The following is a 15,019-nucleotide window of genomic DNA, read 5'->3' on the forward strand; positions in this document are numbered from 1 at the left end:
CGTCGGGGGAGGGCCGGGCGGGGGCCCGGCACTCCCGGCCCCCGCACGCAACGCCGCGACTCCCGCGCCGCCGCTGCCCCCGCCTCCGCGCCCTCCCGCCTCCCCACGCCCCCTGTCAGTCCGCCCGCGCGAGTGCCCGGGCCACCTCCTCCGCGACCTCGTGCACCTGTCCGCGAGGCTGTGTCGCGAGGGTCCCCGGGTTCCGCGTCCACCGGTCCTCCAGCGCGAACCAGTCCACCGCCACCGGCTTCCGCCTCTCCTTGAGCGCCGCCGACAGCTCGTCGATGTACGTGCTCCAGCGCAGCCGGTACAGCCCGCCCACCAGCCCCGACCACTCCCGGTTCGCGTAGTCGCGCAGGCCCGCGTCCGCCCCCTGCCGCGTGCCCCACGTGGTGAGCAACGACAGTGCGTCGTACTGGAGCTGGCTCTTCTCCCGCGCGCTGCCGCCCCACGCCCGCGCCGACTCGACCCACCGCCCCAGCAGATGGTTCTCGTCCGTCGCGACAAGCTCTTCGAGGAGGTCGATCAGCGCGATCCAGCGCCGTCCGAGACGGGCGAACTCCGCCTGGTTCTCCGCCTTGTAGGCGGCGGCCAGGCGCGGCAGCAGGGTCCGGCTCCGGTTGGCGAGCGCCTGCCGTGCCACGTCCAGCAGGTCCCTGCGGTATGTCGGTGAAACACGCAAATCGGCACGCACGGCGAGGAGTTCGTCGAGCGCGGGCTCGAAGGACGCCGCCTCGTACCGCAGTGCCTTGGGCGACCACTTGCCCGCCGAGACCGCGTCGAGCGCGGGCCGGGCCCCGAAGAGCCCGTCGGCGGGCTCCGACCAGCGGTCGTCGCGGCGCGTCCCGTACACCGTCGTCCGCAGGATGTCCCACGCCGCCTCGGCGTGCGCGTCGCTGCCCCCGTACCGCACCCGCGCGTAGTCCCGGAACCAGCTCTTCAGGTCAACGGGCCCTTCGGTCCAGGGCAGTTCGGCGAACAGCTCGAAGGCGGCCGGGTTGTTGTCGGCGGCCTCCGGCATGAGCGCGATACCGGAGAGCCGGCTGCCCGACCGGTCGCGCCAGCGGGGGTAGAGGTCCACCCAGTCCCGCGTGTTGGCGCCGAGCGCGGTGTGGCCGCCGAAGTTCCAGATGGAACCGAAGGCGTACGGCGTGTCCTGCCAGTCGCTCTCGCGGTCGTTCACCTCGGGGAAGCGGTCGCTGAGGCCGTCCACGACGAGCATCGCCTCCCGGTCCGCGGCGGCGATGACCTCCTTCGGCGGGTTCTTCTGCCACCCGAGGATGACCCACACCGCGTCGGGCCGCGCCGCGCGCAGCGCCCGCTGCACCCCGCGCGTCGCCTCCCCCACCGGCACGTTCCCGGCACTGCCGCCCTCGTGCAGGAGATCCATCTTGTAGAGCGTGCCGCGCCCGAACAACTCCTCCTGGATGTCGTAGAACGCGGCGGCGACCTCGGCGAAGAGGTCGGTGCGCGGGTCGAGCCAGTCGGGTCGCGCGAAGCCCATCCACTTGCCCTGCGGCACGGTCTTCGCGCCCGGATTGCGGTCCGCGAAACCGGCCGGGACCGTGCCGAAGTAGCCGGGGAGCACCGGCGACATGCCGAGTTCGCGCAGCCGCCCCACGATCCGGGCACCGAGCGCGGCGCGCTGTTCGACCAGCCCCGCCGTGACGGGCTCGGGGAAGGAGGAGAGGTTCTGGAGCAGCCACCACGGCTGGTGCGCGGGTCCGGGAATCCAGGCACGCACCTCCTCGTCGCTGTACCCGAACTGCCGGAAGAGCCGCTGGTAGACGGCGTCGGCGCCCGCGTAGACGAGCACTTCGTTGAAGCCGTGCAGCGCGAGGAGGTCGATCTCGCGCTCCCAGTAGGCCCAGTCGTGGTACGGGCCCGTGTAGCCGTCGTTCGTGTCGTTGAGCACGAAGCGGTGCGGCGTGTCGGCGCGCCCCTCGATGCGCCCGCCCTCCGGCGCGGGCACCCGCTCGGGCAGCCCGGCCCGGCTCCCCGCCCAGGTGAACTGCGCGAGGCCCGCCTGCTTGAGGTACCGCCGCAGCCCCGCGAGCTGGGTCGCCGGGGTCGTCCCCGCGATCGTGATCCGCCCCGCCCGGCCGCTGACGGCGAAGCGGTCCCGGCCCTCGGCGTCCGGGGCGAGGGAGGTGAAGAGGAACTGGTCGGCGTGGGAGCCGAGGAGACGACGGGCCGCCGCGGCGGCGGGGTCGGAGGGCGCGGGCGGGGCGGGCGGTGCGAGGGGCGTCCGGCGTGCGCTCACCTGGGCCGCGGCCGTGCCGCTCCCGGCGACGGCGGCGATTCCGGGCGCGCCCGCGAGCAGTCCCAGGAAGGTGCGGCGATCCCATGGCATACGGCGGCTCCTCGGCTCGGCGGCGTGGTCCCCCGCGAGCAGTACCCCGTCCGCCCGTCCCTCTTCCACCGGTACCCGCCGTGTCGGCCGGATGGGGCCCACGAACGACCCGGAAGCACCTTTTGTCCGACCGGTTCGGCTTGCCCGACCGGCCCGGCCGACCGTCAGAAACCGAGCGGTGCCGGGTCGGTGGCGAGCGCGTGCACCCGCGCGCGGGGATCGGGGACGAGGCGTCGCTCCCGCAGATCCAGGATGCCGCCGACCCCCGTGACCTCGGCGGCGACGACCCCGTCGACGCGGGTGATCGTCTGCTCGACACGGAAGGTCTTCCCGCCGCCCCACAGGAGCGCGCACCCCACCGTCACCTCGTCCCCGGCCCGCAGCTCCCGCAGGTACCGGATCGTCGTCTCCAGGACCACGGGCCCGATCCCGGCCTCCGCGAGGCCCCCCTGCGTGATCCCCGCCGCGAGGAACAGCTCCCACGGCGCGTGCTCCGCGTACTGGAGGTACACGCTCTGGTTGAGGTGCCCCTGCACGTCGGTCTCGTAGCCCCGCACCCGCACGGAGACGCTGAACTGCTGCTCGGACATGGCCCACTCCTGACCTCGGCTCCCGGTTCGCCGCCGCTCATTCTCGTAGGGAGCGACCCCGTCCCGCGCCGTTCGTGCCACCGGACACGCCGAGCCGCCCGAAAGCACGGGCCCCCGACGGCCGCCGGTACGGGACGGCCTGCCCCCAGGCAGGTGAGGCGCCTACCTCCGGGGCGGTGAGGCGATCACCACCCGGCCCCCGCGCCGGTCCCCGTGCTCACTCACCTGCCACCCCGCCGCCTCCAGCGCCTCCGCGCAGCGCGCCAGTTCCCGGCCCTCCCCGGCCCCCGGCCCGGCCGTCCCCACCACCCGTACCTCCACCGCCTCCGGCTGCGGCGACTCCCGCACGACGTACCCGCCCCGTCCCGCGACCGCCGGTACCCGGCCCGCCGCCTCCAGGGCGAGAGCCGCGGCCCGGACGAGGTGCGCGCGTTCCCAGGCGCAGGGGCGGCCCGTGTCGCCGTCCGCCCGCGTCATCCGGCGCAGCTCCAGGAGCCCCTCCCAGGCCGCGCGCACCTCGCGGGCGCGCGCGGCGGGATCGGCGGGGGGCTCGCTCTCCTCGCCGCCGCGTGCCGCGAAGACGCCGTCCGCCGCCGGGCGGGGTGCGGGCGCGGGCTCGGTCCCGGGGGAGGAGGGCGGTTCCGGGGGAGCGGTGCGGGCGCGCCGGCCCGCCGGGGTCAGGAAGCAGTCGTGCGGCGGACGAGGGTGCCGGAAGGCGAGCCCCAGCCTCACGAGCCGGTCGAGCACCGCCGCGGACCCCCGCAACCGTCCCGTCACCGGGTCCGCCGCGCCGATCACCCGCCGCTGCGCCGCCGTCAGCTCCCGCGCCATCCCGCCGCCCCTCTCCGCACCGCCGTCACCGTTCCCGCCGTCGATGGTGCCGCACCCCACCGACACCGGCCGCACACGACGGACCCGGCCCGTACGCGAGGGCTCCCGCCGCCCGCGCCCCGCTCGCGGACGGCGCCCGCGCGTCCGGTCGCGCCGGGCCGCGCCCAGCGGGCCTCGGCCGCACGCGGGCCCGCGGGCGTGGGGACCGCTCAGCCGTCCTTCAGTGCCGCCTCCGCCTTTTCGGCCCGCTCGCCCATGCGGCGCGCGAGGCGGTGCACGCGGGGATCGCCGTCCGTGCGGTGGAGCGCGTCCGCCAGCATGCGGGTCTGCGCGAGGTGCTCGCGCAGGGCGGTGCGCAGCAGTGTGTCGAATAGGGTGCCGCGCGCCCGTTCCAGGGCGCGGCGTTCGAGGGCGTTCACCATGCCGGGCATGTCGTGGCCCTCGTGCGGGTTCTCGTCGCCGAGGCCCGCCGCCGCGCGCAGCGCCCGCAGGGCTTTGAGGTCGGCACGCTGCCCCCGGGCGAGTTCACCCGCCCACGTGGTGAGCGCGGGGTCCGCTCCGTGGGTGGGGGCCAGCTCCAGGAGGGCGAGGGACTGCTCCTGCATGGCGAGGGAGAGGTGCAGCCAGCCGGTGTCGGTGGCGCCGAGGCCGCCGGGTGACGGCGTGCCGGGGAGGGGCGTGCCGGGGACGGGCGGGGGCGGGCTCGTCGTCGTCACGGGTGGGCTCGCTTCCGGGGAGGCCGCCCCGCCGGTGCCGCACCCCGTCGCGAGCACCGCGCCCAGGAGGACGGCGAGGCTGCCCCGTACCGCCGCCCCCGGTACCGCCGCTCCCCGCCCCCGTACCCGTACCGCCGCCCCTCGTGCCCGTACTGCCGGTCCCTGCCCCGAGGTCCCGTCTTCTGCCCTGCCCGCCATGCCCGGTCCTCTCAGCCGTGCCGTGAACGACGGGACCGCCCGGCGGGAGCGGACTCCCCCCGGGCGGGCTGTCGTTCAGGAGGGGGTGCCGTCCGCCCCGCACTTGACGATCGCGTTGATGCAGGTGGTGACGCGCCGCTGCATCTCCGCGGCGGGCCACGCGTTGAAGAAGTCGCCGTGCATCGTGTAGCCGGGCCCCGAGGCCAGCCGGAAGCCCGCCGGGTTGCCCGAGGCCGGGTACCGCAGCACCTGGCGGAGCTTGGGCACGGGGACGGGGTGGCTCGGCGGGCAGGCCCCGTTCACCGGGTAGGACATGTGGCTCTTGTGGTCGGCGGAGTCGAGGTCTTTGCCGTTCCAGCACTGCGGGAAGTCGAGGTAGGACTCCAGCATGGAGCCGGGCGGGCAGTTCACGAAGTCCTTCGAGGGGTTGACCTCGCCGTGGTGCAGGCAGGACCAGCGGGCGATCGAGGTGGGGTCGTCCGTGCCGGTCGCCTTGGCGTTGCCCGCGACGATCCGCAGGCCCTGGGGGAGCGGCTTGATCTGCTGGATGATGTCGTCGCGCACCCCTTCGCCGAGGTAGTAGAAGGTGGTCCCCGTCGGTTCGACGGGCTGGTCGTTCACGTACAGGGTCGGGACCCAGTACGAGGACGTGTCGATGCTCGGGCTGCACGTGGACGCCGCGCCGAGGAGCTCGTTGACCGTGGTGTGCGCGTTCGTCGCGTGGCTTCCGAAGAAGCTGTGCATGTGCGAGGCGCCGGGCAGGTTGGGGAAGACGATCGGGTCGTCGGGCAGGCGGTGGCTGTAGGGACACTCGGCGAGGAACTCCGCGACGCGGACCACGTCGGCCTTCTGCGCGCCCGGCTGCGGCGAGCGGGGCTCGGCGCCCGCGGTGGAGCCGGTGAACAGCATCGCGAGCAGCAGACCGAGAGCCGCGAAGAGCGGCGGCCACGGGCGCCTGCGCCGGTGCGGGGGACCGGCTGAGCGGGGGGAACGTCTGAGCAGCACAGCACTCCTCCTTCAGGGGAAGTGTGGTGGGGTGTGCCCGCACCCTGAGGTGCGCAGGCCGTGCGGGGCCTTGCGGAGTGAGTGAAGCGCCAAGCGGCAACCGCGTCAATACTTCTCGTACACAGGAAAAGAGCAACCCCGTTGCTATGTAAGGGAGTTGAAGTAATGCCCCGAAGGGTGTGCGTCCGGTATCCGTGCGTGGCGCGAAGGCGTGCCGCGTCAAGGGCGCCTGGGGTGAGCGGATACGACGGCAGCGGGCTCGAACCGGCCTCCGCAGGACCGCGGATCGTGGCCCCCTGCATTCACCTCACGAACGCGGAGAACGGCGATCCGTGTCGTGTCGTGTCAACAGGACCCTTCTGCCAGTTACCAGGAGTCCGGGCCCGTCTGTCGCGGCGTGTGGTGTGACGCAGGCGTGGCGCGCCCCCGTGGTCCGGGTCGCCCCCGTTCGTCCGGGCGGAGCCGCCGCTGACGTGTGCGCCGCCCGCCGCCCGGGACCGGCGCGGGCGGGTGGCGGCGGGCGGCTCAGCCCTCGGGCACCGCCGCGTCGAGCAGCGGCCCCAACTCCCGCACGACGTCGTGCAGGGGGCGGACGTCGTGCGTGGCGCGCGCGAGCAACAGGGCCCCTTCGAGTGAGCTGACCATGAGCGTCGCGAGGGCACCCGTACGGGTCTCGGGTACGCCCATCGCGTGCAGCGCCCCCGCGACGGCGGCGCGCCAGCCGTCGAAGGCGCGCGCGGCGGCGGCACGGGTGGACGCGACCGTGTCCGCGCTGTCGACCGTGGCCGCGGCGACCGGGCAGCCGCCCGCGAAACCCGCCTCGCTTTCGAACTCCTCGGTCCACTGCCCGACCATCGCGGCGAAGAGTCCGCTCGGCGAGGGCGTGCCGAGCCCGGCGACGAAGCGCTCCACGCGGCGGGCCGCGTACCGGCCCGCCCAGTCGACGGCCTCGTTGACCAGTTGCTCCTTGCCGCCGGGGAAGTAGTGCTGGAGCGAGCCGCGCGGGGCTCGCGCCCGCGTCACGGCCTCCCGCATCCCGGTCCTCGCGACACCGCCCCTGCGCAGCAGTTGGGCGGCGCTGAACACGACCCGCTCCCGCGGACTCCGCTCCGCCAACCCCGCCACCTCCCTCGCGCACCGGCCGCCAGCATATCGACGCCCCCTGTCATGACAGCCGTCATATCCGGCCCCTACTATGACCGTGGTCATGATCCCGTTCCGCCGAGGAGACCCCGTGCCGCCCACGCCCGAAGACGACACCCCGACCGGCTTCGTCGGACTCGGCGTCATGGGACAGCCCATGGCGCTCAACCTGGCCCGCGCGGGCACCCCGCTCGTGGTCTGGAACCGCACCGCGTCCCGCGCGGAGCCCCTGCGCGCGGCGGGCGCGGCGGTCGCGGACGACCCGGCCGAGGTCTTCCGTCGTTGCCGCGCCGTCTTCCTGATGCTCGCCGACGAAGCGGCGACGAACGCCGTACTGGCGCGCGGCACAAGGGAGTTCGCGCACCGCGTCGCGGGCCGCACGCTCATCGTGACGGGTACGAACCCGCCCGCCTTCGCGCGAGCCCTGGAGGCGGAGGTGCGGGAGGCGGGCGGCGCGTACGTCGAGGCCCCCGTCTCCGGCTCGCGCGTCCCGGCTGAGGCGGGCGAACTCGTGGCGATGCTCGCGGGCCGGACCGCTGACCTGGCCCGGGTGCGGCCGTTGTTCGCCCCGCTGTGCAAGGAGACGTTCGTCTGCGGCGAGGCGGCATCGCAGGCCCTCCTCATGAAGCTCGCCGTCAACCTCTTCCTGATCACCACCGTCACCGGTCTCGCCGAGTCCTTCCACTTCGCCGCCCAACACGCCCTCGACCTCCCGCAGTTCCTCGCGATCCTCGAAGCGGGCCCGATGGCGAGCCCCGTCTCCCGCACGAAGTCCCCGAAGCTCCTCGCCCGCGACTTCACCCCCCAGGCCACGATCGAGGACGTCCTGAAGAACAACCGCCTCATCGCCGAGGCGGCCCGCGCCTCCGGAGCGGCCTCCCCCCTCCTGGACGCGTGCCACGCGCTCTACGGCGAGACGCTCGCCGGGGGCTTCGCCCGGGAGGACATGGTGGCGGTGGTACGGGCGCTGGAGGGACGGGCCGGGGAGGCGCCCCCGGTGAGTGGGGCCCGGTCCTCGTGAGGGCGGCCGGTCCGCAGGCCCCGCCGAGGCGTGCCGCTCAGAAAGCGACAGAATCCGACGTCGTTATTGTCTCGGTTCTGTTCTCTTCCTAGGGTGGGCGCGGTTCCGCACGACCTCCCGGCCGGAAGGGCACAGCCATGCCACACCCGTCCAGCGTGAACGTAAGCCGCCGTCGTCTCCTGGAAGCGGGGGCGGTCGTGCTCGGCGCGCTCGCCCTGCCCCACGTACCGCCCGGGGGAAAGGCGTTCGCCGCGGCGGGTGACGTGAGCGCGGGCGGGGACGAGTGGAACGGGCACATCGACCTCTTCCGCCTCGGTACCGAGCCCGCCCACACCACCCTCATGCCGTACGAGAGCCTCGGACAGGCGCTCGCCGCCGACCGGACGAAGTCCCCCTACCGGCAGAGCCTCGACGGACGCTGGAAGTTCGCCTACGTGGAGCGGCCCGCCGACAAGCTCGACGACTTCTACCGCACCGACCTGGACGACTCCGGCTGGGAGACCATCCCGGTCCCCTCGGCCTGGCAGCTGCACGGCTACGACAAGCCCCTCTACGTCAACATCACCTACCCGTGGTGGGGCGCCAACGGGCTCGGCGAGGAGGCCCAGCCGCCCGCCGCCCCCACCCGGTACAACCCGGTGGGCCAGTACCGGCGCACGTTCACCGTGCCGAGGGGCTGGCGCGGGCGGCGCACCTTCCTGCACTTCGAGGGCGTCAAGGCCGCGCACTACGTCTGGGTCAACGGGCAGCTCGCCGGATACCACGAGGACTCTTACACGCCCGCGGAGTACGACGTCACCCCGTACCTGGTCGACGGCACCAACCACGTCGCCGTCGAGGTCTACCGCTACTCCGACGGCGACTGGCTCCAGGACCAGGACATGATCCGGCTGAGCGGCATCTTCCGCTCCGTGTACCTGTACTCGACGCCCACCGTCCACCTCCGGGACTTCAAGATCGAGACCCCGCTCGGCGACGGCCACACGACGGCGGAACTGGCGGTCACGGCGCACGTACGGGACTACGCGGGCGACGCCGACGGCGCCGTCCACACCGTCGAGACCCAGCTCTACGACGCCGACGGGCACCCCGTCTGGAACAGGCCGCTCACCGGCTCCGCCCCCCTCACCACCTCCGAAGTGAGCGTCGCCTGCGCCAAGTCCGTCCCCTCGCCGCGCCTGTGGTCCGCCGAGGACCCCTACCTCTACACCGCCGTCCTGCGGCTGCGCGACGCGCACGGGAAGGTCCTGGAGACACTCTCGCACCGCGTCGGCCTGCGCGAGTTCGCGCTCAAGGACGGCCTCATGCGCATCAACGGGCAGCCCGTCTCGCTGCGCGGCACCAACCGCCACGAGATGCACCCGGACCGCGGTTCGGCCCTCAGCCGCGCCGACATGGAGCGCGACATCCGGATCATCAAGCGGCTGAACATCAACTCGGTGCGCACCTCGCACTACCCCAACAACCCCACGTGGCTCGAACTCGCCGACGAGTACGGCCTCTACCTCGTCGGCGAGACCAACCTGGAGACCCACGGCATCCGCGACGAGTACCCCACCAGCCACCCCGACTGGACGCAGGCGTGCCTGGACCGTGCGCGCAACATGGTCCACCGCGACAAGAACCACGCCTCCGCCGTCATCTGGTCGCTCGGCAACGAGGCGGGCAGCGGCTCCGCCTTCAAGGCCATGTACGACTGGATCCACGAGTACGACCCGACCCGCGTCATCCACTACGAGGGCGACGACCGGCCGGGCGTCAGCGACATCCGCTCGAAGATGTACGAGTCGCCGAGCCAGGTGGAGGCCCGCGCGAAGGACACCGGTGACACCCGCCCCTACGTGATGGTCGAGTACGCGCACTCGATGGGGAACTCGACCGGCAACTTCAAGGAGTACTGGGACGTCGTGCGCCGCTACGACGTCCTCCAGGGCGGCTGGATCTGGGACTTCGTCGACCAGGCCCTCAACTGGCCGACCCCCGCGCGGGTCCTGTTCACCGAGACGGGGCCGGCGCGCCTGACGGGCCGCATCGTCAACCCGTCCGGCTCCTTCAGCCGCGACAAGGGCGTCTCGGGGGCGACCGTCTTCGCCCGCGACGAGGGTCTGGACCTGCGCGGTTCCCTGACCCTCGAAGCCTGGGCCACCCCCGGCGTGCGCGGCTACGACCAGCCGATCCTCGCCAAGGGCGACACCCACTACGCGCTCAAGCAGTCGGGGAGAACTCTGGAGTTCTTCCTCTACGCGGACGGCGAGTGGATCACCGCCTCCTGGACCACGCCCGAGGACGGCTGGACCGGCGTCGAGCACCACATCGCGGGCGTCTTCGACGCGGACAAGGGCACGCTCACCCTGTACGTGAACGGCGAGGTCAGGGCGACGAAGACCACGACGCGCACTCCGTCCGGCTCCACCGCGCCCCTCTCCCTGGCCGGTGAGGTCGAGAACCCCACCCGCGAGTTCAGCGGCACGATCCGCCGGGCCCGCGTCCACGCCCGCGCGCTGAGCGCCGCCGAACTCGCCGACGATAGGCGCGGTCCGGACGACGACGGCGTGCGCTTCTGGTTCGACGCCCGCACGGTCGGCCACGAGACGAAGAAGCCCCGGGACAAGACCTTCGCCGCGTACGGCGGCGACTGGGGCGACAACCCCAACGACGGCGCCTTCAGCGGCGACGGCATCGTCCTGCCCGACCGCGGCCACACCGGAAAGGCGGCCGAGGTCAAACGGGTCTACCAGACCATCGGCGCGCGGCCCAAGGACGGCGGCGCACCCGGCGACCTCACCCTCTCCAACGAGAACCTCTTCACCAACCTCCGTGCCTGGAACGGCAGCTGGGAGCTGGCCTGCGACGGCGAGGTGGTCCGGCGCGGGAAGCTCACCCGCGCCCAGCTCGACATCGCCCCGCTGAGCAGCAAGGACATCAGCGTCCCCGTCCACCTCCCGCCCGACCCGGCCCCCGGCGCCGAGTACTTCCTCCAGCTCTCCTTCACGACCAAGGAGCGCACCCCGTGGGCCGAGGAGGGCTTCGAGGTGGCCCGCGTCCAGCTGCCCCTCGACGCGCGCGGCCCCGAGGTGAGGCCCCTCCCGCTCGCCGCCGTGCCGAAGCTGTCGTACGAGGACGGCTCCGCGCGGATCACCGTCACCGGCGCCAAGGGACTCAAGGTCGTCATCGACAAGTCGACCGGGCTCCTCACGACGTTCGAGGCGGGCGGCACGCGACTGCTCGTCGCGGGCGCCGTCCCCAACTTCTGGCGTGCCCCGACCGACAACGACCACGGCAACGGCCAGCACACCCGCAACCAGACCTGGCGGGACGCGGGCGCCCGGCGCGCGGTCGAGAAGGTGACGGCGCGCCCGCTCGACGGGGGACGCGCGGTCGCCGTCACCGTCGAGGGCACCCTGCCGACCTCCACGAAGTCGGCGTACAGCACGGTCTACACCGTCTTCGGCAACGGTGAGGTCAAGGTCGACAACACGCTCCACCCCGGAGCGGCGAACCTCCCCTACCTCCCCGAGGTCGGCACGATCCTGCGCCTGCCCGCGGCACTCGACCGGCTGCACTACTACGGCCGCGGGCCCGAGGAGAACTACTGGGACCGCAAGGACGGCACCGACGTGGGCCGTTGGTCCTCGACCGTGCGGGAGCAGTGGACCCCGTACATCCGGCCGCAGGAGAACGGCAACAAGACGGACGTGCGCTGGGCGGCCCTCACCGACCGGCACGGGCGCGGCCTGCTCGTGTGGGGCGAGGAACTCATCGAGGTCAACGCCTCCCACTTCACCCCGGAGGACCTCTCCGTCGGCGACCGCCACGACTACCAGCTCACCCCGCGCGACGAGGTGATCCTGCGCGTCAACCACCGGCAGATGGGCGTCGGCGGTGACAACAGCTGGGGCGCGCACACCCACGACGCGTACAAGCTGCTCGCGGACCGGGACTACGCGTACACCTACCGGCTGCGGCTGATCACGGACGTGGCGGAGGCGGGCCGGATCGCGCGGCGCCCGACAGGGGTGGCGTAGCCCCCCGGGCAGACGCCGGAGGGGACGGGCAGGGCGCACGGCCGGGGAGCCGTGCTCCCTGCCCGTCGGCCGCGACCGCGCGCGTCGAAGGAGCCTCGAACCGTCGCTCGCGAACGGCTCCCGCGCGACCTCCCGCCCCCCGCCCTCCCCGCGATCAGCCCGCGGCGGTGTTGTAGTTGACGATGCTCTCCGCCAGGAGGGCGACCGCACCGACCAGTGGGCTGTCGGCCCTCCCGTCGAGCACGTCGGGCAGCCGGTGCGCTTCCTCCTCGGAGGCCGCCACCATCCCCCAGAAGGCGTTGTAGCGCGCGGGATCGGCGGGCTTGTCCACCGCCGCCTCGACCGACAGCCGTCCGCCCTCGCGGGTCAGGGCCAGCGCGCCCATCTGCCGCAGCGTCTCCGGCTCCCGTGTCTCGGTGGCCACGACGCTCCAGCCCGTCACGGCGGTCCGGTCCAGCGCGGCGAGGAGGGTGCCCGGAGCGCCGGGGCCGTCGACGACGATGTCGGGCAGGACGAGGGCCACCGGCCCCAGCGTCATCGGCAGCGCGCAGCGGATCGCGCCGTCCAGGCCCGGTTCCTGCGACTCGTCCTGGTAGACGAAAACCATGTGGAATATCCCGGCATAGCGTGCGAGATAGCCGACCGTGTCCAGCTTGTGCTTTCCGAACACGACGACCACGCGTACGTTGAGGCCGTTCCTGGCCAATTCGACGACGGGTTCGAGACTGCGGTCCAGCACGGTCACCCCGGGCGCCAGACAATGGAGTTCCTTCGAGTACGGGGCACCGAAACGGGTCGCGAACCCGGCGCAGGGCAATACCACCGAAACGTCGGGAAAGGAAGCGGAAGAACGATGCATCGGGTCGCTTTCAGGTTGTGTTGACGGACTGAATTCCGGCAGCATTCACTTGCTTATCCACCGGACCGGAAGGACGAACCATGCGGGCGCTGTTGTCCACGTACGGAACGCGGGGCGACGTCGAACCGCTGGTGGCACTCGCGGTGCGGCTACGGGCGCTCGGCGCGGAGGTCCGCGTGTGCGCCCCACCGGACGAGGAGTTCGCCACGCGGCTGGCCGGGCTCGGCGTCGAGCTGGTGCCGGTCGGCCCGCCGGTGCGGGAGCTGATGCGCGGGACGGAGCTTCCGTCGGCGGCGGACCTCTCCCGGTACCGGGACGAGCTGGTCGACACCGAGTTCGACGTCTTCCCCGGCGCCGCGGACGGGTGTGACGTGTGGGTGGCCGCTGGCCTGGCCCAGATCGCCGCGCGGTCGGTCGCTCAGGCCGCGGGCGTCCCCTACGTGTACGCGAGTTACGCGGCGGTGCAGTTGCCGTCGCCGCATCACGCGCCCCCGCCCCGTCCGGGCTGGCCGGAGCCGGAGACGGACGACCACCGCGTCCGCTGGGAGCGGGACGCCCAGCACGTGAACGCGCAGTTCCGCAGGGCACTCAACAGACACCGGGCCTCCCTCGGCCTGCCGCCGGTGGACAACGTCCGCGACCACGTCGTCACCGACCGCCCGTGGCTCGCGGCGGACCCGGTCCTCGGGCCCTGGCGGGCGGCCCCGGGCCTGGACGTGACCCAGACCGGCACGTGGACGCTGCCGGACGAGCGCCCGTTGCCGGCGGATCTCGAAACGTTCCTCGACGCGGGCGAGCCGCCGGTCTACGTGGGATTCGGCAGCGTACGCCCGGCGCCGGACATCGCGCGCAGGGCGATCGAGGCGGCCCGCGCCCGGGGCCGCCGCGTACTCGTCGCGCGGGGCTGGGCGGAGCTTGACCTGCTCGACGACCGGAGCGACTGCTTCGCCGTCGGCGAGGTCAACCAGCAGGCGCTGTTCCCGAGAGTGGCCGCGGTGGTGCACCACGGCGGCGCCGGAACCACCGCGACGGCGGCCCGGGCGGCCGTTCCCCAGGTGGTGGTGGCCAGCCCGCTCTCGGACACCCCGTACTGGGCCGGCCGGGTCGCGGACCTGGGTATCGGCGCGGCGCTCGACGGCACCGCCGTGACCGCCGAGTCCCTCGACGCGGCGGTCGCGACGGCCCTGGAACCGCGGACCCGGGAGCGGGCGCGGGACGTGGGCGCTCAGGTCCGCACCGACGGGGCGGCGGTGGCCGCGCGGCTGCTCACCGACGGCGTCCGGAAGTGAGCGGGACCGGCCCGCGCCGGTCCCGCGCCGAGGCGTGGGCGGGAGCGCGGCGCGGGCGGTCCTCATCGGGGGTCGCTCCGGTGCTCGTCGGGCCGTCAGCCCTTGACCGGGCCGCCGTTGATGGCGACCCGCCGGCCGTAGCGGGCGTAGGGGTAGTAGTCGTACGTCGCGTGGTGCTGGACGCAGCGGTTGTCCCAGAAGACGAGCGTGCCCGGCGTCCAGCGGACTCGGCAGTGCAGGGCGGGAGTGGCGGCGATGACGTCGAAGAGCATGTCGAGCAGGGTCCGGCTCTCCCGCGCCGAGAGCTGGGGCACGCGACTGGTGTACGCCTTGTTGACGTAGAGCAGTTTGCGGTCGGTCTCGGGATGCCGGGCGACCAGCGGGTGCTCGCTCTTGGGAATGACGTAGTCCGGCGGCGGGGTGTAGCCGGCCAGAGCCTGGGCGCCGTCGTGGATGGCGGTGAGCGGGTCCAGCAGGGAGCGCATGGCCGGTGAGAGCAGCTCGTAGGCGAGGTGCATGTTCGCGAAGAGGGTGTCGCCGCCGCAGCCCGGCTCGGGGATCTCGGTGAGGTAGAGCATCGATCCCAGCGACGGCTCGGCGTCGGCGGTGCCGTCGGCGTGCCAGCCGTTGCCCGCCACGTCCGCCGCCGCCGACGTGGTGCGGATCTCCAGGACGCAGGGATCGCCCTCGGGCGGTGGCGGGTTGACGGGGCGCAGTTCGCCGAAGGCGGCGGCGAAACGCTTGTGGTCCTCGGTGGTGATCGTCTGGTCGCGGAAGACGAGGACGTGGTGGTCGAGGAAGGCGGCGCGGATCTCTTCCAGTTGGTCCGCCGGGAGTTCCCGCGACAGATCGACGCCGGAGATCTCCGCGCCGAGCACGGGGGTGATGCGTTCGGCGGTGAGCGTGCGGTAGGACCTCGTGGGACGCGTGGTCACCGCTTCCAGTGCTTCGCGTTCGTACGACTCCATGGCTTCTCCTCCAGAGGGGGG

11 protein-coding genes are annotated in these 15,019 nt (G+C 73.3%); 3 read left to right on the forward strand and 8 right to left on the reverse strand.

From position 1 onward, the window contains the following. Positions 1-115: 115 nt before the first annotated feature. The 6 genes from IF99_RS0103745 to IF99_RS0103770 form a co-directional block, all read right to left on the reverse strand. On the reverse strand, positions 116-2,353 hold the full coding sequence (locus tag IF99_RS0103745) for an alpha-N-acetylglucosaminidase (RefSeq protein ID WP_030994860.1): 2,238 nt from the start codon (positions 2,351-2,353) through the stop codon (positions 116-118). A 164-nt stretch (positions 2,354-2,517) separates the two neighbouring features. Then, the gene (locus IF99_RS0103750) at positions 2,518-2,943 is read right to left on the reverse strand and encodes an acyl-CoA thioesterase (protein ID WP_030994861.1); all 426 of its coding nucleotides are present in this window, start codon (positions 2,941-2,943) and stop codon (positions 2,518-2,520) included. Between the two features lie 162 nt (positions 2,944-3,105). Next, positions 3,106-3,774 (reverse strand): hypothetical protein, encoded by a 669-nt coding sequence (locus IF99_RS0103755; protein WP_030994862.1) that lies wholly within the window; start codon positions 3,772-3,774, stop codon positions 3,106-3,108. Positions 3,775-3,983: 209 nt separating this feature from the next. After that, complete coding sequence (locus tag IF99_RS34640) at positions 3,984-4,688, reverse strand: DUF305 domain-containing protein (RefSeq protein ID WP_234340574.1); 705 nt, start codon at positions 4,686-4,688, stop codon at positions 3,984-3,986. 75 nt (positions 4,689-4,763) lie between these two features. Continuing rightward, positions 4,764-5,693 carry a DUF1996 domain-containing protein gene (locus tag IF99_RS0103765; RefSeq protein WP_030994864.1) on the reverse strand — a complete coding sequence of 310 codons (930 nt, stop codon included), beginning with the start codon at positions 5,691-5,693 and terminating at the stop codon, positions 4,764-4,766. A 525-nt stretch (positions 5,694-6,218) separates the two neighbouring features. Further along, on the reverse strand, positions 6,219-6,809 hold the full coding sequence (locus IF99_RS0103770) for a TetR/AcrR family transcriptional regulator (RefSeq protein ID WP_030994865.1): 591 nt from the start codon (positions 6,807-6,809) through the stop codon (positions 6,219-6,221). A 91-nt stretch (positions 6,810-6,900) separates the two neighbouring features. On the opposite strand from IF99_RS0103770, the gene IF99_RS0103775 reads away from it, so the two are divergent. Both IF99_RS0103775 and IF99_RS0103780 read left to right on the forward strand, forming a co-directional pair. After that, complete coding sequence (locus tag IF99_RS0103775; protein WP_051703365.1) at positions 6,901-7,857, forward strand: NAD(P)-dependent oxidoreductase; 957 nt, start codon at positions 6,901-6,903, stop codon at positions 7,855-7,857. Between the two features lie 137 nt (positions 7,858-7,994). Then, positions 7,995-11,882 (forward strand): glycoside hydrolase family 2 TIM barrel-domain containing protein, encoded by a 3,888-nt coding sequence (locus IF99_RS0103780; RefSeq protein WP_030994867.1) that lies wholly within the window; start codon positions 7,995-7,997, stop codon positions 11,880-11,882. 154 nt (positions 11,883-12,036) lie between these two features. Here IF99_RS0103780 and IF99_RS0103785 read toward each other — a convergent pair whose 3' ends face one another. Beyond that, on the reverse strand, positions 12,037-12,621 hold the full coding sequence (locus IF99_RS0103785; protein WP_199806452.1) for a hypothetical protein: 585 nt from the start codon (positions 12,619-12,621) through the stop codon (positions 12,037-12,039). A gap of 200 nt (positions 12,622-12,821) precedes the next feature. Between IF99_RS0103785 and IF99_RS0103790 the strand changes: the two genes are divergently transcribed. Continuing rightward, the gene (locus tag IF99_RS0103790; protein WP_030994869.1) at positions 12,822-14,030 is read left to right on the forward strand and encodes a glycosyltransferase; all 1,209 of its coding nucleotides are present in this window, start codon (positions 12,822-12,824) and stop codon (positions 14,028-14,030) included. Positions 14,031-14,125: 95 nt separating this feature from the next. Here IF99_RS0103790 and IF99_RS0103795 read toward each other — a convergent pair whose 3' ends face one another. Continuing rightward, positions 14,126-14,998: a TauD/TfdA dioxygenase family protein gene (locus tag IF99_RS0103795; RefSeq protein ID WP_030994870.1), complete on the reverse strand. Its 873-nt coding sequence runs from the start codon at positions 14,996-14,998 to the stop codon at positions 14,126-14,128. Positions 14,999-15,019 lie beyond the last annotated feature (21 nt).

Source organism: Streptomyces sp. NRRL F-5630 (assembly GCF_000719475.1).
Taxonomy (GTDB): domain Bacteria; phylum Actinomycetota; class Actinomycetes; order Streptomycetales; family Streptomycetaceae; genus Streptomyces.

What these genes read in the sequence shown, in the direction of transcription:
- IF99_RS0103790 (WP_030994869.1), top strand. Translation starts at nt 12,822, where the DNA reads ATGCGGGCGCTGTTGTCCACGTACGGAACGCGGGGCGACGTCGAACCG.
- IF99_RS0103775 (WP_051703365.1), top strand. Translation starts at nt 6,901, where the DNA reads ATGATCCCGTTCCGCCGAGGAGACCCCGTGCCGCCCACGCCCGAAGAC.
- IF99_RS0103750 (WP_030994861.1), bottom strand. Translation starts at nt 2,943, where the DNA reads ATGTCCGAGCAGCAGTTCAGCGTCTCCGTGCGGGTGCGGGGCTACGAG.
- IF99_RS0103755 (WP_030994862.1), bottom strand. Translation starts at nt 3,774, where the DNA reads ATGGCGCGGGAGCTGACGGCGGCGCAGCGGCGGGTGATCGGCGCGGCG.
- IF99_RS34640 (WP_234340574.1), bottom strand. Translation starts at nt 4,688, where the DNA reads ATGGCGGGCAGGGCAGAAGACGGGACCTCGGGGCAGGGACCGGCAGTA.
- IF99_RS0103745 (WP_030994860.1), bottom strand. Translation starts at nt 2,353, where the DNA reads ATGCCATGGGATCGCCGCACCTTCCTGGGACTGCTCGCGGGCGCGCCC.
- IF99_RS0103780 (WP_030994867.1), top strand. Translation starts at nt 7,995, where the DNA reads ATGCCACACCCGTCCAGCGTGAACGTAAGCCGCCGTCGTCTCCTGGAA.
- IF99_RS0103795 (WP_030994870.1), bottom strand. Translation starts at nt 14,998, where the DNA reads ATGGAGTCGTACGAACGCGAAGCACTGGAAGCGGTGACCACGCGTCCC.